The organism is Aquimarina sp. (assembly GCF_977115655.1).
Genome location: NZ_CDSBKO010000003.1, coordinates 43,716 through 62,688, shown reverse-complemented (window position 1 = coordinate 62,688; position 18,973 = coordinate 43,716). Strand labels below are relative to the sequence as shown.

At 33.3% G+C, this 18,973-nt stretch carries 17 protein-coding genes; 9 read left to right on the top strand and 8 right to left on the bottom strand.

Translation table 11 applies throughout. The features are described from left to right. Nucleotides 1-96: 96 nt before the first annotated feature. Genes ACZIYX_RS02300 through ACZIYX_RS02290 form a run of 3 tightly spaced genes read right to left on the bottom strand, consistent with a single transcriptional unit; the run spans nucleotide 97 to nucleotide 3,940 of the window. On the bottom strand, nucleotides 97-2,421 hold the full coding sequence (locus ACZIYX_RS02300; RefSeq protein WP_462680579.1) for a molybdopterin-dependent oxidoreductase: 2,325 nt from the start codon (nucleotides 2,419-2,421) through the stop codon (nucleotides 97-99). A gap of 4 nt (nucleotides 2,422-2,425) precedes the next feature. Beyond that, the gene (locus ACZIYX_RS02295; protein ID WP_462680578.1) at nucleotides 2,426-2,665 is read right to left on the bottom strand and encodes a hypothetical protein; all 240 of its coding nucleotides are present in this window, start codon (nucleotides 2,663-2,665) and stop codon (nucleotides 2,426-2,428) included. A gap of 12 nt (nucleotides 2,666-2,677) precedes the next feature. After that, a complete protein-coding gene (locus tag ACZIYX_RS02290) occupies nucleotides 2,678-3,940 on the bottom strand; it encodes an alginate export family protein (protein ID WP_462680577.1) in 1,263 nt (420 codons plus the stop codon). Nucleotides 3,941-4,085: 145 nt separating this feature from the next. Between ACZIYX_RS02290 and ACZIYX_RS02285 the strand changes: the two genes are divergently transcribed. Then, a complete protein-coding gene (locus tag ACZIYX_RS02285) occupies nucleotides 4,086-4,292 on the top strand; it encodes a YgaP family membrane protein (protein WP_462680576.1) in 207 nt (68 codons plus the stop codon). Nucleotides 4,293-4,308: 16 nt separating this feature from the next. On the opposite strand, the gene pdxH is transcribed toward ACZIYX_RS02285, so the two are convergent. Further along, on the bottom strand, nucleotides 4,309-4,917 hold the full coding sequence (gene pdxH, locus ACZIYX_RS02280; RefSeq protein WP_462680575.1) for a pyridoxamine 5'-phosphate oxidase: 609 nt from the start codon (nucleotides 4,915-4,917) through the stop codon (nucleotides 4,309-4,311). A gap of 4 nt (nucleotides 4,918-4,921) precedes the next feature. Next, on the bottom strand, nucleotides 4,922-7,312 hold the full coding sequence (locus ACZIYX_RS02275) for a heavy metal translocating P-type ATPase (RefSeq protein ID WP_462680574.1): 2,391 nt from the start codon (nucleotides 7,310-7,312) through the stop codon (nucleotides 4,922-4,924). Nucleotides 7,313-7,449: 137 nt separating this feature from the next. Between ACZIYX_RS02275 and ACZIYX_RS02270 the strand changes: the two genes are divergently transcribed. The 3 genes from ACZIYX_RS02270 (at nucleotide 7,450) to ACZIYX_RS02260 (ending at nucleotide 10,234) form a co-directional block, all read left to right on the top strand. Next, nucleotides 7,450-8,298, top strand: a complete 849-nt coding sequence (locus ACZIYX_RS02270) for a universal stress protein (protein ID WP_462680573.1) — start codon at nucleotides 7,450-7,452, stop codon at nucleotides 8,296-8,298. A 40-nt stretch (nucleotides 8,299-8,338) separates the two neighbouring features. Further along, entirely contained in the window at nucleotides 8,339-9,190 is an 852-nt protein-coding gene (locus tag ACZIYX_RS02265) for a universal stress protein (RefSeq protein WP_462680572.1), read from the top strand. A gap of 120 nt (nucleotides 9,191-9,310) precedes the next feature. Next, entirely contained in the window at nucleotides 9,311-10,234 is a 924-nt protein-coding gene (locus ACZIYX_RS02260) for a universal stress protein (RefSeq protein WP_462680571.1), read from the top strand. A gap of 13 nt (nucleotides 10,235-10,247) precedes the next feature. On the opposite strand, the gene ACZIYX_RS02255 is transcribed toward ACZIYX_RS02260, so the two are convergent. Continuing rightward, entirely contained in the window at nucleotides 10,248-11,330 is a 1,083-nt protein-coding gene (locus tag ACZIYX_RS02255; RefSeq protein WP_462680570.1) for a glycosyltransferase family protein, read from the bottom strand. 7 nt (nucleotides 11,331-11,337) lie between these two features. Further along, entirely contained in the window at nucleotides 11,338-12,099 is a 762-nt protein-coding gene (locus ACZIYX_RS02250) for a hypothetical protein (protein WP_462680569.1), read from the bottom strand. Nucleotides 12,100-12,151: 52 nt separating this feature from the next. Between ACZIYX_RS02250 and ACZIYX_RS02245 the strand changes: the two genes are divergently transcribed. Further along, nucleotides 12,152-13,366: a lipopolysaccharide biosynthesis protein gene (locus tag ACZIYX_RS02245; RefSeq protein WP_462680568.1), complete on the top strand. Its 1,215-nt coding sequence runs from the start codon at nucleotides 12,152-12,154 to the stop codon at nucleotides 13,364-13,366. A gap of 172 nt (nucleotides 13,367-13,538) precedes the next feature. On the opposite strand, the gene ACZIYX_RS02240 is transcribed toward ACZIYX_RS02245, so the two are convergent. Further along, nucleotides 13,539-14,324, bottom strand: coding sequence for a methyltransferase domain-containing protein (locus ACZIYX_RS02240; protein ID WP_462680567.1), 786 nt, complete (start codon nucleotides 14,322-14,324; stop codon nucleotides 13,539-13,541). 153 nt (nucleotides 14,325-14,477) lie between these two features. On the opposite strand from ACZIYX_RS02240, the gene ACZIYX_RS02235 reads away from it, so the two are divergent. The 4 genes from ACZIYX_RS02235 to ACZIYX_RS02220 all read left to right on the top strand — a co-directional run bounded on the left by ACZIYX_RS02235 (nucleotide 14,478) and on the right by ACZIYX_RS02220 (nucleotide 18,691). Further along, the gene (locus ACZIYX_RS02235; protein WP_462680566.1) at nucleotides 14,478-15,326 is read left to right on the top strand and encodes a universal stress protein; all 849 of its coding nucleotides are present in this window, start codon (nucleotides 14,478-14,480) and stop codon (nucleotides 15,324-15,326) included. A gap of 66 nt (nucleotides 15,327-15,392) precedes the next feature. Further along, nucleotides 15,393-16,244 carry a universal stress protein gene (locus ACZIYX_RS02230; RefSeq protein ID WP_462680565.1) on the top strand — a complete coding sequence of 284 codons (852 nt, stop codon included), beginning with the start codon at nucleotides 15,393-15,395 and terminating at the stop codon, nucleotides 16,242-16,244. 228 nt (nucleotides 16,245-16,472) lie between these two features. Next, the gene (locus tag ACZIYX_RS02225; protein ID WP_462680564.1) at nucleotides 16,473-17,309 is read left to right on the top strand and encodes a restriction endonuclease; all 837 of its coding nucleotides are present in this window, start codon (nucleotides 16,473-16,475) and stop codon (nucleotides 17,307-17,309) included. A gap of 11 nt (nucleotides 17,310-17,320) precedes the next feature. Next, nucleotides 17,321-18,691 (top strand): MBL fold metallo-hydrolase RNA specificity domain-containing protein, encoded by a 1,371-nt coding sequence (locus ACZIYX_RS02220; RefSeq protein WP_462680563.1) that lies wholly within the window; start codon nucleotides 17,321-17,323, stop codon nucleotides 18,689-18,691. The last annotated feature ends 282 nt before the right edge of the window (nucleotides 18,692-18,973 follow it).

Genomic DNA, 18,973 nt, shown 5'->3' with positions numbered 1-18,973 from the left:
AAATCAAAAATATTTTTTCAAAAAAATACTTGTCCAGCTTTATCGAGGTAATCACTAACCACTGGATTAGCAGATCTTAAGTTGCTTTAATTCTCATTACACTTTTTCTACTCTAACCGCACATTTTTTATAATCGGGTTCTTTTGATATAGGACAAAAAGAATCTAATGTAAGATCATTGATAAGCATGTTTTCATCAAAAAAAGGCACAAAAACCTGCATTGGTGTTGGCATACCTCTTTGATTTACAGAGGCTGGCATTATAATCTCGCCACGACGTGTGGTTAGTTTTACCTTATCCCCGGTTTTTATTTGCAGGCGTTCTGCATCTTTTGGGTGCAGTTCTACATAGGCATTTGGCATAGCTTTATGCAGTACAGAAATTCTACGGGTCATAGATCCTGTATGCCAATGCTCTATAACCCGACCTGTATTTAACCAAAACGGATATTCATTATCCGGCTCTTCTGGTGCGGGTTCATAAGGACGTTGCCAGATCACTGCTTTTCCATCTGGTTTTCCATAAAAATGAAAATCCTCGTTATTAGAACATGCGGGGTCGTATTTGGCATTAAATCGCCATTGTGTTGATTTTCCATTTACATAAGGCCAAATAGCTCCTGGCTGTGATTTTAGCACTTCTAATGGTGCCATTCCATGTTCATCTCCTTCATGAAACTGCCTGTACTCATTATAAATTTCTTCTACATGGTTTTCTTTACTATACGGAAACAAATCTCCAAACCCCATTCGTTTTGCCACTTCAATAGTCATCCATGCATCCGGGGTTGTTTCTCCAGGACCTTCCACCATTTTATCCCAATGCTGTGTCCTGCGTTCTGAGTTACCATATAAACCTGATTTTTCGATATGCCAGGAAGCCGGTAATATTACATCTGCAACATCTGATGTTGGCGTAGGAAACACATCAGATACGACTACAAAGCAAGAATCTTTTTTCATTCCCGGTCGGTATCTACTTGTTTTAGGCAAAGAAACTAAGGGGTTTGTTACCTGGGTCCATATAAATTTTATTTCTCCACGATCCACGGCTCTAAACATTTCTGTAGCGTGGTATGTTGGCTTTGATGGGATACGTTCGTAGGGGACTTTCCAGATTTTGGCAGCCAAACGCCTGTGTTTTTCATTGGTTACTACTCCTTTTGGCAATTTGTGAGTAAAAGTTCCTACCTCTCGTGCAGTACCACATGCCGAAGGTTGTCCTGTTAAAGAAAACGGACCGTTACCGGGTTGCGATATTTTACCGGTTAATAAATGGATGTTGTATACCAAATTATTCATCCATGTACCACGGGTATGTTGATTAACCCCCATACACCAATAGGATACTACTTTTTTATTTGGATCTCCAAAATAAGCAGCCATATATTTTATATCCTTAACAGATACTCCCGATATCTTTTCTACTTTTTCTGGAGTATAATCTTTTAAGAATTTTTTATAATCGTCAAAGGATATTGCTTCTGGTTCATCTGTAAACTTATAATTATCTTCTAATCCGTACCCCATATTGGTAAGTCCTTTGCTAAAACTACAGTGTTTTTCTACAAAGGCAGTATTAACCCAACCATTTTTTATAATTTCATAACAGATGGCATTTGCTACTGCCAAATCACTTTGTGGTTTAAAAAGTATGGACTTGTCTGCAGCCATACTGGTACGGGTTGTTCTTGTTGCAAAGTCGATAATTTTTGCTCCTCTTCTATTTTTTTGTTCCAGCATTCTGGAAAACAATACGGGATGCATTTCTGCCATATTATTTCCCCAAAGAACAAAAACATCTGCATGGTCTATATCTTCATAGCAACCCATAGGCTCGTCTGCCCCAAAAGTTGTTAAAAACCCTGTTACTGCACTTGCCATGCATAATCGCGCATTACAGTCCAGATTATTGGTTCCTATAGCTCCTTTCATCAATTTGGAAGCTACATATCCTTCGGGGATCGTAGATTGCCCAGAGGTGTACATTGCCACAGCATCTTTACCATGTTTTTTAATGGTCTCCTTCATTTTGCTTGCTACCAGATCCAAGGCCTCCTTTATGGGTGTTTGCACATAAGTGCCATTTTTTTTGACCAGGGCATGTGTTAATCTGTCTTTGGCTTGTAAGCACATGATTTGGTGATATCCTTTTACACAAAGTAATCCTTTGTTAACCTCGGATTTAGGATCGCCTTTTACCGCTACAGCTTTTCCGTTTTCTGTTCCAACCAAAACACCACATCCCACACCACAAAATCTACAAGGCGCTTTTGTCCATTTTATATCTCCGGAAGGCAATCCTTGTTCTTGTTCATCTGCAAACAATATCCCTGGAAACATAGTTGCGGCTGCGGTCATTGCAGACAGTACAGCCATTTTTTTTATGAATTTTCTTCTATTGGTTAGAGAGGTGTACATAATTCTAGTTTTTTTGTGGCGTATTAAATCCAGAAACCATAGCAAGCAGTTTAAGGCTTTCCAGGGCTTCTAATTTTTCTTTTAGAATTTCTTCTTCTGTATTACTTTCTGTTTCTGTAATCAAAATAAGCAGGTCTTTATTTTGAGCAGGCACAACTTCGCATTGATCTATCCCGGATAGTGCCCGGATAAGCTCATTTTTTTTGCCATCGTGCGGATGGGCCAAATAACTTTTGATCGGCATATAACTTATGTTTTACTTATTGGTTGTAAATAGTGTTGGCTTAATAGTTACCATAATCCATCCCCAGTTGTTGGTGTTGCCATCAAAATTGTTTTTTAATATTTCCATTCCATCGGAAGCAAACAGATGAGAGTACCCTGCCTTTATGTTTATATTTTCTTGATAATCATACGAGTACACAAGATCTATTTCTGTCCCTAATTGTTTGGAGGTATCTCCCGGCAAATCTGCTGCTGTCATAAAATTATGAGCTGCAATATTAAGGGAAGACTTCGGGTTAAATTTTACATTGGTTTTTGCATAAACATCTATAAGTCCTGCATTGCCTATATGATTTCCTACATAAAAATAATCCATCAACCCGTTAAACTTGTGATTAGTACCATAAAAAGGTGTAAAAGCATCGTTATTACCATTTGCAGGTGCACCGTTATCATTACCGCTTTGTAGTTCCCCGCCCAATGTTGCTTTCCATTGTTCAGATATTTTATAATTTGCTTCTAAACCCAATAAGTATGCGCTTAGATCATTGTTATTAACATCGCTTCCAAATTGATAATAAAGATTGGATATAAGATCTATTTTTTCTTTTTTATATTTTAAATGTGTTCCTGCAGTTTGACTATATCGGGTTTCATCGTTATCAGGATTAGTGGTATCTGTGTACTGCAATCCGTTGTTAAGAAACAGAAAACTTCCTGAAAAATTTTCCCAATCTTTGTGCAACCATGCATATTGGATACTTTTATAGGTATTGGGTGTTGTTAATGTGGTTCCTGTTATAGCTTCATCATCTTGATTAAATGCAAAACCAAGGTCAAATTTAAAACTTTCTTTAGTGTATTTAATAAGTGCTGCATCATGGCTTCTGGCTTGTTGCGCCCAACCTACATTTCCAAAAATACGATGGTCGTCATATATTATCTCTTGGCGACCTAATTTTAAAGAGATATTAGGGTTAAAAAGAATTTCACCCCAGGCTTGATGAACACTAAACCCATTTTTGTCTGCGGTATTAAGTTGTGGCACATCCCCCCACACTCTTACATCTTGCATACTTAAATAAAAATTTAATTTATCCATTGTATATCCTGCATTTAACCGTGTACGCTGGGATACAAATGCGGCAGGATCTTCATTGTCCGGAAAAAGTGTTTTAAATCCATGGCGATACTCAAATCGAGGGCGTACTTCTGCATCTATTTTTAATTGAGAATGAATATTTGTATAGAATAGTATAAAAAATAGTAAAGAGAATATATTAAGAGATTTCATATAATAATGGGATAAGAATTTTTACAAATTTTATCTTAATAATCTGGATGTACTATGACATTTATCAGTTTTTGTTTTACATTTCTTTAAGAAATTTACGGGAATGGTTTATTAAAATCATTGTAACTCTCTAAATGGTATTGTTGTGCAAAAAAACTTAGGAAAGATAGATGCCATACTTCGAATTCTTATAGGGATCGTACTGGCGTATTTATTTTATAACAATTACATTACAGATACTTTGGGTATTGTTTTATTGTCAATTTCTGGGGTATTGGTGCTTACGGGTTTTGTGGGGTGGTGCCCTTTATATAAAGTGTTGGGAATACGCACTTGCCGAACAAAAAAATAGTGGTATAAAAACATCCTTAACCCTTGGTATATTGTATGTTTTTGGACCAATTATAATCTGGCAAAAGCTTGTATGTTGTAGTACATTTAAGTTCTGTTGAAGAGATATATTCTATAAACTCAATTGTATCGGGTTTTATTAGATATCCTCCCCAATGTTTAGGTTTTGGGATGTTTTGGTTTTTAAATTTGGCTTCATAATGCTCTAATTTATCATCGAGTATTTTTCGCGAAGAGACTACTTTGCTTTGATTGGATGCCCAAGCACTTAGTTTGCTGCCTTCTGGCCGGGATTCAAAATATCCTTCAGATAAATTTTCTGCAATCTTTTCTGCTTTTCCAGAGATTAAAACTTCCCGTTTTGCTACTGCCCAGTTAAACAGGATAGAAACCTTATTGTTTTTTGCAATTGCTTTTCCTTTTTCGCTATTATAATTGGTAAAAAAAATAAAACCTTCCCATGTAAAACGTTTTAACAGCACTATTCTGTTTTTAGGAAACCCATCTACTCCAATAGTAGAAAACAACATTGCGTTGACTTCGATTTCAGGGTGCGTTTTGTCTACCTCATAAAACCATTGTTGAAAATGTTGCATTGGGTTATGTTCCAAGTATGAGTCCTTCATTTTTTTATATTATTTTTTTACCAGCCCAATTGGTGAGTATAGTAACATACGCAGCAATAGTGATAGAGCTTAATGGCATTAATATAGCAGCTATAACAGGGGATAGTTGCCCGGTAACTGCAAAATACAATCCTATACAATTGTATAAAAAGGATACTACAAAACTGGATTTAATAATAGTAATTGCTTGCTTGGATACTTGTAAATATTTAGGGATCATATCAAATTTTGTAGCATCCAAAATGGCATCACAAGCAGGAGAAAACACATTTACGTTTTCTGAGATTGCAATACCTACATTGCTTTGTGCCAAAGCTCCTGCATCGTTTAATCCGTCTCCAATCATCACTACTTTTTGATTGTTTTTTTGTAATGAGGAGATGTAGTTTAGCTTATCGTCTGGTTTTTGATTAAAAAACAATGATGTATTTTCTGGAAGCACTTGTTTTAAGTATTCTTTTTCGCCTTCGTTATCCCCTGATAAAATTGCTAGGTTATAACCGTTGGATAATTGCCTGAATATGTTTTTAACGCCTTTTCTATATTGATTGTGAAAAACATAACGACCTTTATATTCTTGATTTGTACTAATATATACCGATGTATTTATGGTTTCATAATCCCTGTCGTTTCCTGCAAAACTTGCAGATCCTATTTTTATAGAAGTCTCTTGTAGTTTACCTTCAATACCTTTGCCCAAATACTCTTGGTATTCATCTAGTGTTAAAATATCATGCTCCTCTAGTATATCATACAAAATTCTGCTAAGAGGGTGATTGGATGCACGTAATGTGTTTTTAAGAAGAGATTCTTCCTCTGGCGTTAGTTTCATCCCTTCATAGCTTACCTCATTGGTGATAGTAGTGGTAATTGTCCCCGTTTTATCAAAAATCATAGTATCTGCCATAGCCAACTGCTCTATAACATCTGCATTTTTGAGATAGAATTTATTTTTTCCGAATATGCGAAGAATGTTTCCCAGAGCAAAAGGTCTTGCCAGTGCCAATGCACATGGACAGGCAATAATAAGTACCGCGGTAAATACCTGGGCAGCTTTTGAAGAGTCTGTGAATAACCAAAAAGTGGTTGCAAGTACCGCAATACATAAAATAGCGATGGTAAAATACTTGCTAACGGTATCTGTAAGATTGGTAAAAGAAGCAGATTTATCCTGATTAAACACATCATTACTCCATAATTGGGTAAGATAGCTTTGTTCTACAGATTTTAATACTTCGATTTCTATAGCTCCATACAGTTGTTTACCTCCCGCAAAAAGAGTGTCTCCGGATTGTTTGGTTACCGATTCGCTCTCGCCGGTCACAAAACTATAATCGATTTGTGCATTACCATCAATAAGGATAGCATCTACAGGAATCAATTCATTATTTCTAATTAATAATCGATCCCCTTTTTTGATATCATATACTTGTATGTTTTCTTCTTTTCTTTCGCTTTTTTGTTTTGCAGTAGAAATTCTGGTAACGGCAATAGGAAAATAAGATTTATAATCCCTTTCAAAAGATAAAAACGAATAGGTTTTTTGTTGAAAGAATTTTCCTAGTAGAAGAAAGAATACCAATCCGGTAAGGCTATCAAAAAAGCCAGTTCCCCAGTCAAAAATGATTTCGGCAGTACTTCTTACAAAAAGAACCAAAATTCCTAATGCGATAGGAACATCAATATTTAATATTTTGGATCGTAATCCTTTAAAAGCAGAAACAAAATAGTCTTGGGCTGCATAAAATACCACAGGTAACGAAAAAGCAAACATTAACCACCTGAAAAGAGACTTATATTGTTCCAGCCAGAACTCAGATACTTCAAAATATTCTGGAAACGATAAAAACATTATATTACCAAATGCAAATCCGGAAATACCAAGTTTATAAATCAAACTTCGGTTAATTTGTTTTTTACCAGTTGTATAATCGTCCAGGCTAATATATGGTTCATAACCTATAGAGTTTAGTAAGGTCACTAGCTCTTTAAGAGAGATACGGTTGCTATTATAAGTAACGCGTATATTTTTTTTAGGAAAATTAACTTGTGATGCCGTAATTGCAGGTTGTAACTTATGTAGATTTTCTAAAATCCAAATACAAGAACTACAATGTATATGTGGGATATATAATGTGATGATTTGTGTAGTACCATCATCAAACTCCACTAATTTTTTAGCAATATCAGGGGTGTCTAGATAATCGTATTTTCCTTTAATCTCTTCAGGAATCGCTCCGGGAGCGGATTGCAGATCGTAATAACAGGATAGATCATTAGACGAAAAAATATCATATACCGTTTTGCATCCATTACAGCAGAATATTTTTTGATCAAACTGGATTACCGTTTTATTACAATCATTGCCACAGTGATAGCAAGTAGACTCTGACATAAAATTTATTTACTACAAATTTTAAAAAGCAGCACTGGATATTCTATGATAAATATCATACTTCTGCAACTGATATAAATCATAGTTTCTGCCTTTATAGTTCTTTACTTTTGAGACAGTATCCAATGTAAAGAATAATGAGAAAAATAGTGGTCCCTACAGATTTTTCAGAAAATGCAATGAATGCTTTGCGATATGTTGCAGAGCTATTTAAGTATGAGCATGCAGATTTTTTTATTGTACATGCGTATGCAGATGAGGTATATAACCATAATACTTTGGTTTCTCGTGATGTTTTTGATGAGTTAAAAAAAACAACTCATAAAAACTCAGATACTGCATTAGAAAAAATACGATATGCAATACAAGAGGTTTCTCCAAATCCTCGCCATAATTATACAATATTGTCAAAATTTGGAAGCTTGATTGACGAGGTCAATGATTTGGTAGATCAAGAGAATATAGATATTGTGGCAATGGGTACAAGAGGGGAGACTGATAATAGAAAACTTACTTTTGGCAGTAATACATTACAGGTTTTAAAATATGTGAAATGCCCTTTACTGGCTATCCCGAATGGTTGTTGTTATAATCGCCCGGAAAGGGTTTTATTTCCTACCAACTATTTATTGCCTTTTAAACGAAGAGAATTAAAGTTACTAAGCACTTTAACCAAAAGTTTTAGATCTGTTATCCATTTTCTTTATGTTTCCGAAAGCAAAAAACTATCTATCAGACAGGAAGACAATAAAGATTTTTTAAAAAAATCATTGCCGGATGTAGAGTTGAACTTTCACATAGAAAATGCAGGGGATCTTACTACTGCAATTAATGAATTTATTGAAAAAAAATCGATAGGTTTTTTAGTTATGGTAAACTCCAGACATTCTTATTTAGAAAGTATTTTATACCAATCTACTATAGATAAAATAGGACTTCATATCAAGATTCCTTTTTTGGCTATGCAAAATTTACAACGATCTTAAAAAAAAAAGAAGTTTTTGAATACTTAAAAATCAAAGTACAATGAAACATATATTATTACCTACCGATTTTTCTGATAATGCATTTAATGCGATACAATACGCTATGCATTTTTTTAAAGAAGATATGGCTACTTTTTATTTGTTGAACACATTTACACCGGTAGCATATCATACCGGATACCTTATCGAAAACCCAACACCCTATGGGATGGAGGACATAGCGATGATAAACTCGAACCGGGATATAGAGCGAACAGAAGAAAAAATAAAAGAAAAATTTGATAACCCCAACCATAGTTTTGTACGACTATCTACATTTAACACTTTGGTTGCAGAGATTAAAGACGTAATAGAACGGTATAACATAGATCTTATAGTTATGGGAACCAAAGGGGCTACCGGGGCTAAAGAGGTTTTTATAGGAACGCATACTATGTATACCATCAAAAAAGTAAGCTGCCCGGTTATAGCAGTTCCTGCAAATTTTGAATTTGAAGAGCCTAAAGATATTTTGTTCCCTACAGATTATAATCTTGATATACAAAACAAATATTTGCCCCTGATAAAGGAGATCTGCAATAAACATATAAGCAGGCTTCATATTTTAAACGCATATTATGGGGTTGCACTGGATGCCGGTCAACAAAAAACAAAGAGTGATCTTGATGTATATTTTGAAAATAATGCACATATTTTTCATATAGCAGAAGGAATGGATGTATTGGAAGCTGTTGAAGATTTTCAAAAAAAACATAAAATCAATTTATTGGTTATGCTCCATAACAAGCATTCTTTTTTTGAAAACCTTTTGTTTACACCAGTAATCAATAAAGTCGCATATCATACAAATGTTCCGTTTTTAGTAATTCCTTCAAAAGAAAGAATGCGGTGATAAAAAATTTAATCCCTCATTGAGGGTATGATTGCCAAAGGCTTACTTTGAAAACAAAATATATTTTTAAAAAGAATATCTCGTGAGTTTGCTCCGAGGTTATTGATTTTTGAAATAGCTATGACATTAACTTTAGATCTTACCAGTATTAAAAACCTGTTAGGTTTTATAAAACGTAGAGAGATGAAAAAAATCCTGATTCCCACAGATTTCTCCAAGAATGCATGGAATACTATTATCTATGCCATAGAACTGTATAAAAATACGCCATGTGAGTTTTATTTGTTAAATGCTTATAATCTTGATCCTGTACAGCTTTTAACTACCGTAAGCTCACAACGAATAGGTCATTTTTATGGGATGCTAAAGAAAGAGTCTGAGTACGAAATGCAAAAAATAACAGAGGAGATACAAAATCATAAATCAAATTTATACCATACTTTTAAAACAATAAGCAAACGAGGGCCTCTGGTATCCATCATAAATGAATTAGCAGAACAATCTCTGTTTGATATGATTATAATTGGTACCAAAGGAGCTACAGGGACCAAAGAAGTTTTTTTGGGCAGTACCACCCATAATGTAATCAAAAATGTAGATTGTTGTCCTATTTTGGTTATTCCGGAAGACTTTAGTTTTCAAAAAATTTCAGAAATAGCCTTTGCAACAGATTTTGAACGTTTATATCACAAATCTGAAGTAGAACCAATACTGGAATTTGCCAAAAAACACGACGCTACCATTAGAATGATTCATATTTATGATGAACCAAAACTGGATACGGTACAGCAATACAACTCTAATACTTTAGAACACTATTTTAAACACGTAAAATACGAGTTTCATGTAATTCCTGACTTTTCAACTGTCGAAAATGCAATTCAGGCATTTATAGAAGAGTTAGAGATTGATATCTTAATGATGATTTATTATAAGCACAGTTTTTTGAAAAGAATTATAAAAGAACCTGTTATCAAAAAAATAACATTTCATACTAATATCCCTTTTTTAGTGATACCTGAAGATACTAGTACGGTGTACTAATAGAATTTTACCATTATTCTTGCATCTTTCTTTTGAAACCTCGCAATAAAACAAAAACAAAATATAAATTATTTCTCAAGTAATTTATTACAATAAAATACCACCTCATCATTTTTATGTATAGAAAATTAGTGATCTTAAAGTTATATTTACCTCTATCCCCTTTTTGATAGCCAGATACACAGTCTTTGTACAAAACAAGAAGCTGATCAACGATAATATGAATATCAATTTGTGATCGTATCATTTGTGATACCATTTGAATATCTTTTGCATTATATTTTTGTATTTCATTTATGATATTTTTCTCGTTAGCGGGGTTTTCCATTAATTTCATTCCAAAATTAAACTTTCTGTAATGTTTAAGATTTTTGGTAGTAACCATCCCGGCTAACCCTCTAAAGTCACAAATAATTACTCCGGCTCCTGTTGCTATTGATTCCATAGCAGCTTTAGCTTTAGCAAAAATAATATCATAGTCTTCAAGATATTTTTCGGGATCTCGTTTTTGATTACCAGATTCCTGACCAATAACATCAAGTATTAAATTACATTGAGCACATGCTTTTTTGATAGGAACTAAAAAATTGCGATTGTTTGCATAATTAGAAAATATCAACGCTTTTTTTGGTTTAGTTTGGATAGTATCTTTTAGAGCAAATCTTTTAAGGTTTACCCAATTATATACCACGTCTGAATCGGACTGAGAAAATCCACAATCAGTAGCGTATCTTTCTTTACAATTATAATCAACTGCCATATATTTCACAATATTTTTATGAAACGGGGGGTGATCAAAGGGGCTTAATCGATCATGAATCCAAAATAACACAGGGACATTTTTAAAAAAAGATAAAACATCTAGAGTTGTTACATTATGATGTGCATGAATAACATCTGGATAAAAAGTGATATCGGTAAGATTGTTAACGATTGTAATTCCTTGTTCTCTGAGTTCAATCCCAATTTGACCTATTAATCTAGAATATATTTGAACATTTTCTCCTCTCTCTATCAATGAAATGGCTAATTCTTTAACATATAGTGTAGTTCCATTATATCCATCCATTTGTATATTAGTGATCAAGATATTCATAAAAAAACTAGAGCTTTTTAGGAGAAAATAGAGAGCATGCTATTTTTTTTATATGATTCTCGAATGAGATTAATTGTTCATAAGCTCCTTCAGCTATACGTCTTTTTCCAAACTCTTCATAGTAAGGAAACTCTGTATCCCAACTAGTGATCATTTTTGGATCTTTTACTTTTCGGAAAAACTCTAAAGCAAAGAATTCTTTTCCAAAATGAGCAACAAATTTATCTACCTCTGATTTGATTTCCGGATAATTCATGCATGCATCCATTTTTTTTTGAAGCTCATTTTTATTTAATTCTAAGACGATATCCTCATCCTTTTTTTCAGACACCTGGTTTTTTCGAACATCATCTTGAAAAAAATCATAATTCTTAATTTCAAAGCCTTCATTTTTAAGTTCTACTACAATAGAATTAATTAAATATCTGCAAAGATCATGAGATGGATTGAAACCTTCTAGTGCATCACCAACAATCATTTGAAATTCATTTTTCAAAATAAACTCTTTTAGAGTTAATTTAATTCTTAAAAAAGAGTCTATAGAATTAGATAATATTAAATCATATATTTGACGATCAGAATAAGGTTTGAAAGGAGAATATGCATTAAGGTTTAGAGATTTAATCAAATTAACAGACTGGTGTATTCTTGGTTGATTATTGTTTCCTGAGCCATCAGTTAAGAAAACGACAGCAGGTTTATAAATACTCATAAACTTATGTGCCAATAGCTCATGACCAGGATGACCGATAAATAATAGTGTTTTCATAAATTAGAATCTATTCAAAATTACAATAAAACATTTTAAGGAACTTATTGAAATGAATCATATTTTTAAAAATGCAGTAAATTATTCAATAGGAAATTATTCGAGTAAGTTTATTGCAATTTTGATATTTCCAATAATTGTCAGTTATCTTGGGTTTGAAGATACAGGGGAATTAGATTTGATTATTTCTACAGTAGCTCTGTTAACTACCGTTTTCTCATTACAGATTGGAGATGCTATATATAGATGGTTTAATACAAAGGATATTACAGAGCAACAAATTAGTTTTTCTAATGGCATAATAATTATGATACTTATGGTTGTAGTAACAACTATTGTTTATGCCTTTGTATATTATTTCTATTCATCTTTAACTTCATTTTTATCTATTACATATTTGATTTTAATGAGTCAGATTATTCTTTCTATTTTTCTTCAACTTATTAGAGCTATTGGCAACGTAACCCGATTCACAGTAGTTGGAATTGTAAAAAGCGTATTGTTTACCATAACATCGTTGTTGGTTGTTGTGTTTACCGAAAACAAATTATACAATACTCTTTTAGTATTACTTGGATCAAATATTATTTGTATTATTCTATCTATCTGGGGGTTTAGTTTTACAACTTATTTTAGAGATTATCTTATAAATTTTTTAAATGCTTTTAAACTAATCAAGTATTCAACTCCATTAATATTGAATGCATTGAGTTGGGCATCTTTTTTTACAATTAACAAATACATTATTGTATCCAATCTTGGTATCTCTGATAATGGTGTTTTTGCAGTAGCAGAAAGATTATCAACAGGGATATTTTTTTTAGGAATGTTTTATTACTATTCCTTACAAGATCATTGTTTATCGAACCCAAATTTTAAAGAAGAAAGCTCTTTTTTTAAAAGTATTATAATCAAGGTTATATTGATTTCTGTAGGATCCGTTATTATGGTTATCTTAGGCTCTTGGATTATTTTTCCTCTATACTTTCCTGACTTGGTAGCTTCATTAAAATATTTACCCTGGTTGGCTTTTTCTAATTTATTTATAATTCTTGCTGGTTACTTAGGGATTACCTATAACTATAAAAAACAAACATTGTTAATGGCTCTTACGTCCTTAACAGGAGTTGTTATAAGCATTCTTTTATCTCTATTATTAGTTTCCAGGTTATCTGTTCATGGGGTTTGTATTTCTATTCTTATAGGTACTATCTTTGTTTTTGTTACTAGGTTAAAATATACTTTAGCATTTTTTAAATCAACCTAAGTTAGTATCTGGTTACATTTAATAAATAAGGACCTTTTTATAACGAATTGAAAAAAGTTTAAACCACTAACCGCTTCGTATATTATCTTAAAGATTTTATTTAAACATATCATAGAGTAATATGAATTCCTAAAGGATACTAAAAAAACTATTAAAGTACCAAAATATAATTTTATTCAAAAATCAGATCTAACATACTCCTAATTAATTTTTTTAATTGAATACGTTTTCTTTTTATTGAATATTTTGATGTTTTATGTTTAGAAATTTTAAGCCAATATTGCCCGTCAAATGCATCTCTGGATAAACTTTCTAATATCAAGTTACGTTTATCGCACTCTGATTGAATCCATTTTCGCGAATGCCTTATACAACCAGATATATCAGACCTATGACTGGTACCTACCCAATCATTTCCTTGGTAATCATTTTTTTTTAATCTTGCAGGAAGGTATGAAGTCAAGAATACAGCAGAATCTGTTGTATTATTAGCAAATCCATTAAGCATTACCCTAATGCTCTCTTTACTACAATGTGTCCAGATAGATCCAGCTAAAAAGAAATCAAACTTTGTATGAAAAACAGAAGTATCAAAAATTTCATTAAAATCAAACTGAGGCCTTTTTGAGGCTAAAATTTCTGAATGTAAGAGATATTTTTTGCCGATTTCTACTCTTTTTTCTGCTGGCTCGATCCCATAATAACAATCTGGATTAAGAAAATGGATTAACCAATATCCAACACGAAGCACTCCACAGCCAATTTCAAGAACTTTAGAGTCTGGTGTTAACCCTTCCTCCAAAAGCGTTATCAATTGGTTTCTCCCAGCCTTTTCAAATGAATGGTCAGGAACCCCAAGAAAACCATTTTCACGGGTCATCTTTTCTCCAATAGATTTTAGATTAACAGGTATTCTTTCTATTTCGGGTATTTTTTTTTCATTTTCAGTGCTCATCATTTATTGTAAATATTTATGATTCGCTAATTTAGTCTAAAATCTTTACCTAATTTATAATGGAATACGGCAAATTAACAGAAACCTGATGATTATCATAGGATGCGTAATATTTTGGAAATAGTTTTAAGGTTTAATGTATTAAAACCAAAAGCAATGAAAAGAATACTTGTTCCTACAGATTTTTCTACAAATGCCTATTGCGCCCTTTTTTATGCAACACGATTGTTTCAAAATCAACCATGTCAATTCTATATCTTAAATACATTTAATGTAGAAACCCCTGTTTTAACTAGTAGGATCAATACTAGCAAAGGAGATAAACTATATCAGGAATTAAGTGCATCTTCTCAAGACGGTCTTACCAAAACAATGCATTCTATAATCCTGGATTCCAAAGGATTACAACATTCTTTTGAAACTATATCCGTTTCTAAAAAACTTGTAGAAACTATTCAAAAAACAATTAAGAACTTAGAAATAGATCTTGTGGTAATGGGAACCAAAGGAGCTAGCGGGGTTAAAGAAATCATTATGGGGAGCAATACCGTAAAGGTTATTCAAAAAATAAAAAATTGTGCAATTTTGGCAGTACCGGACCAGCTGGATTTTAAAACTCCAAAAAACATTGCTTTTGCAACAGATTTTAAATGTTTTTATAACGAGGCATCCTTAAAACCTTTTTTGGAAATAGTTACTGCATTTGCTTCTAACATCAGGGTAATACATATTCATGAAAAAGAAAAATTAAACGAAACACAAGAGTACAACCTTGCCAATCTTAAAGAAAAATTTAACGATTTTAATTATTGCTTTCATTGGATCCCCGGATTTTCAAAAAAAGAGAAGCATATACAGGAGTTTATAGATAAAATGAATATCGATATACTATGTATGTCGCAGTACAAATATGGTCTTATCGAGAGTATTACACACGAACCTGTAATCAAAAAAATAGGCTTTCATGCTGCTGTTCCGTTTTTGGTTATTCCCGAGGTAAGCTGATAATTATCATAGTTTTAAGATAGTGATACCTGTACATTTATAAGATTAATCGTAAAGACTTAAGTAATGAAAAAAAAGATATTGTTGCCCACAGATTTTTCTGGAAATGCGTGGAATGCTATGATATACGCAATAGAATTATACAAAAATGAAACCTGTGATTTTTATGTGCTTAATGTATTTAACGCAATAGGTTATGCTGTAGAAAGCTTAATGGTTCCCGAACCGGGAGAAAAGCTATATGAAGAAGCAAAAGAGAAATCCGAAAAAGGATTAGGTAAACTACTGGAAAGATTAAGTTTTAGGGACGAAAACCCAAATCACAAGTTTTTTATGATATCTCAATTTAATAGCATGTTAGAAGCTATCAAAGATATTGTTGAAAAACAGGATATAGAAATGATCGTTATGGGCACTAAAGGAACTACCAATGCCAATGATCTGGTTTATGGCAGCAATACAGTTTTGGTTATGGAAAAAGTAAGAAACTGTCCGGTAATGGCAATCCCTGCCGAAGCAAATTATAAAGAACCTGAAGAAATTGTATTTCCTACCGATTACAAAACCCATTTTAAACGCAGGGAACTTCAATATTTGGTAGAGATAGCAAGAATAACCAATGCTACTATACGAGTGCTTTATGTTACCAACGATGATGACCTGGATGAGGAACAAGTAAATAACAAAAAATTATTAGAAGAATCCCTGGATGGTTTACAGTATACTTTTCATACCCTCCATAATGTAGATATAAAAGGAGGGGTAAGCTGTTTTGTAGAAAGCAGAGAAAGCGATATGATTACTTTTGTAAACAGAAAGCATGGTTTTTTTGAAAGTATATTTTCAAAGCCAATGGTAAAAACTCTGGGACACCAATCCAAAGTGCCGGTATTAGCATTACATGATTTAACAAACTAATAAAGAAAAACAGATATCCGGTAAGTGGTTCTATGCGCTGTTAGAATTGCTTGCTGGATATACTCTGTACATGATAACCTTAAGGTTGCTTTGTGTTTTTCAGAAATTCACCTTACAAAATCACAATATAGTTTTCGATACAAAATTCTTAGCAGAATTTCACTCAGAATGACGCATTTCAAATGAATCAAAATCAGGTTCTTAGGCTATAGATTATAAACAGACTTTATGCAAAAACAGGATTTTGATATTATAAAATCTACAGGAGAAAAAGTTAAATTTTCTCTTCAAAAACTTCGGGGATCTTTACAACGTAGCGGAGCAGATGCCAAGGATATAGAGCATATTTTGGATATTGTTAGAGACGAGCTATATCAAGGTATTTCTACCAAAGAGATTTATAACCGCGCTTTTGCTTTACTTAAAAAGAAAAAATCTGTATTTGCTTCAAAATACAAACTCAAAAAAGCGATTTATGAACTTGGCCCCACAGGGTTTCCTTTTGAACATTTTGTTGCAGCAGTACTAAAATATTCGGGTTATGAAGTTGTTGTAGGACAAGTTATTAAAGGCAATTGTGTGTCTCATGAAGTAGATATAATAGCTCATAAAAATGGGGACTATCTGGTTATAGAGTGTAAATTTCATAGTGAAGAAGGACGCAATTGCAATGTAAAAGTCCCTTTGTATATCCATTCCCGATATCAGGACATTAAACAACAGTACCAAAATAACAAAGTAAAAGAACCTAATCAAGGGTGGGTGGTAACCAATACCCGTTTTACTACAGATGCTATCCAATATGGTACGTGTGCCGGGTTGTATTTATTAAGTTGGGATTACCCAAAAAACAATGGTCTTAAGGACAGGATAGATCGACTAAGTCTTTATCCGATAACAGTCTCCACACTTCTTACCAACCGAGAAAAGCACTTTTTATTAAGCAGGGATATTGTGCTTTGTAAACAATTACTGGGAGACGTTTTTTATCTGGACCATTTGGGTGTTTCAGAACAAAGAAAACAAAAAATCTTGAATGAAATAAACATGCTTTGCAATATATAAAACAGAAGGATATGCCAACAGTTAAAATTCATTTTTTGGGAGCAGCAGGTACCGTAACAGGATCCAAGTTTTATATAGAAACTCCGCAAAAAAACATACTAATCGATTGTGGGATGTTTCAGGGAGTTAAAGAGTTACGTGAGTTAAACTGGAAAGATTTTCCTGTTGATGCTACTGCAATAGACATGATATTACTTACGCATGGGCATTTGGACCATACCGGCTATCTGCCCAGATTGGTCAAACAAGGATTTAACGGGGATATTATAGCAACTGCTCCAACATTGGCTATTACAGAGATTATCCTTAAAGATAGTGCAAAAATACATGAAGAAGAGGCAGAAAGAGCAAACGAAGAGGGGTACTCTAAGCACCATCCTGCATTGCCTTTTTACACAAAAAAAGATGTAGAAAAAACAGTTCAGTATTTTAAAAGCCAGGATAAAGATAATTGGGTTTCGCTAACCAGGGATATTCAATTTAGATTTCGATATAATGGGCATATTATAGGTGCTACTTTTATAGAATTAGATCTATACGGAAAAATTTTAGTGTTCTCGGGAGATATAGGAAGAGCAAAAGATGTACTTCTATATCCTCCTCAAAAACCGGATTGGGCAGATTTTCTCTTTATAGAAAGCACGTATGGAAATAAATTACACCCCACAGAAAATGTAGAAAAAAAATTGATTGCCCTTATTAAAGAAACCTTATACAATAAAGGTACTTTAATTATCCCCTCGTTTGCAGTAGAAAGATTGCAGACTTTGATGTATATATTGTGGAAATTATATCAAAAAAACAAAATTCCAAATCTACCAGTGTATGTAGACAGCCCTATGGGTAGCAATGTGCTTTCTGTTTTTGAAAGCTTTTCAGATTGGCATAAAATACCAAAAAATGAATATTATGCCATCTGTGATTATATTAATATAGTAACCTCCTATAAAGAAACCTGGGAAGTAATTGATAAACCTCATCCCAAAATTGTTATTGCCGGTAGCGGTATGGTTACAGGAGGAAGGGTTCTTACCTATTTAAAACAATGCATAGATACTATAAACACATCGATAATACTGGTAGGGTATCAGGCAGAAGGAACAAGAGGCAGACAATTGCAGGAAGGGGCACATGAAATCAAACTATTTGGAAAATATTATCCTGTAAAAGCAAAAATACACCTGATCGAAAGCTTATCTGCTCATGCAGACCAACAAGAATTGTTAGATTGGATGGGGGCTATCAAAAATATCCCTGAAAACGTGTTTTTGGTGCATGGCGAGGCAACCGCAGCAGATGCTTTGCGCGTAAAAATACAGGATACCTATTCCTGGAAGGTTGAGATCCCCAAGCTACATGAGATTGTAGAGATTATGGTGTGATTCTCGGAAGGGTTAATTTTTTTAAGGCTCGTCTCTTCGAGTGCCACACCTTAGCGTTGTGTATCGAGAAGGAAGTGATTGTTATAGGAGCAACAAAAAGAATTTCATGTAAATAGTTAATAATCAAATTATTAACTATTTATATTTAGAATAAGTACGCAAAACTGGAAAACGCCCCAGAAAACCCGGGGCGTTTTCCAGTGCTACCGGATATGCTACCGTAAAACTCGGCAAACTTTCTGGTTTCACTAGAGGCTCGCCAAACTTTTGGAGGTACTTTTA

Coding starts and splice junctions, on each gene's coding strand:
- pdxH (WP_462680575.1), bottom strand. CDS start 4,917: ATGAAGGACTCATACTTGGAACATAACCCAATGCAACATTTTCAACAA.
- ACZIYX_RS02295 (WP_462680578.1), bottom strand. CDS start 2,665: ATGCCGATCAAAAGTTATTTGGCCCATCCGCACGATGGCAAAAAAAAT.
- ACZIYX_RS02255 (WP_462680570.1), bottom strand. CDS start 11,330: ATGAATATCTTGATCACTAATATACAAATGGATGGATATAATGGAACT.
- ACZIYX_RS02270 (WP_462680573.1), top strand. CDS start 7,450: ATGAGAAAAATAGTGGTCCCTACAGATTTTTCAGAAAATGCAATGAAT.
- ACZIYX_RS02220 (WP_462680563.1), top strand. CDS start 17,321: ATGCCAACAGTTAAAATTCATTTTTTGGGAGCAGCAGGTACCGTAACA.
- ACZIYX_RS02240 (WP_462680567.1), bottom strand. CDS start 14,324: ATGATGAGCACTGAAAATGAAAAAAAAATACCCGAAATAGAAAGAATA.
- ACZIYX_RS02245 (WP_462680568.1), top strand. CDS start 12,152: ATGAATCATATTTTTAAAAATGCAGTAAATTATTCAATAGGAAATTAT.
- ACZIYX_RS02265 (WP_462680572.1), top strand. CDS start 8,339: ATGAAACATATATTATTACCTACCGATTTTTCTGATAATGCATTTAAT.
- ACZIYX_RS02290 (WP_462680577.1), bottom strand. CDS start 3,940: ATGAAATCTCTTAATATATTCTCTTTACTATTTTTTATACTATTCTAT.
- ACZIYX_RS02230 (WP_462680565.1), top strand. CDS start 15,393: ATGAAAAAAAAGATATTGTTGCCCACAGATTTTTCTGGAAATGCGTGG.
- ACZIYX_RS02275 (WP_462680574.1), bottom strand. CDS start 7,312: ATGTCAGAGTCTACTTGCTATCACTGTGGCAATGATTGTAATAAAACG.
- ACZIYX_RS02235 (WP_462680566.1), top strand. CDS start 14,478: ATGAAAAGAATACTTGTTCCTACAGATTTTTCTACAAATGCCTATTGC.
- ACZIYX_RS02300 (WP_462680579.1), bottom strand. CDS start 2,421: ATGTACACCTCTCTAACCAATAGAAGAAAATTCATAAAAAAAATGGCT.
- ACZIYX_RS02260 (WP_462680571.1), top strand. CDS start 9,311: ATGACATTAACTTTAGATCTTACCAGTATTAAAAACCTGTTAGGTTTT.
- ACZIYX_RS02225 (WP_462680564.1), top strand. CDS start 16,473: ATGCAAAAACAGGATTTTGATATTATAAAATCTACAGGAGAAAAAGTT.
- ACZIYX_RS02250 (WP_462680569.1), bottom strand. CDS start 12,099: ATGAAAACACTATTATTTATCGGTCATCCTGGTCATGAGCTATTGGCA.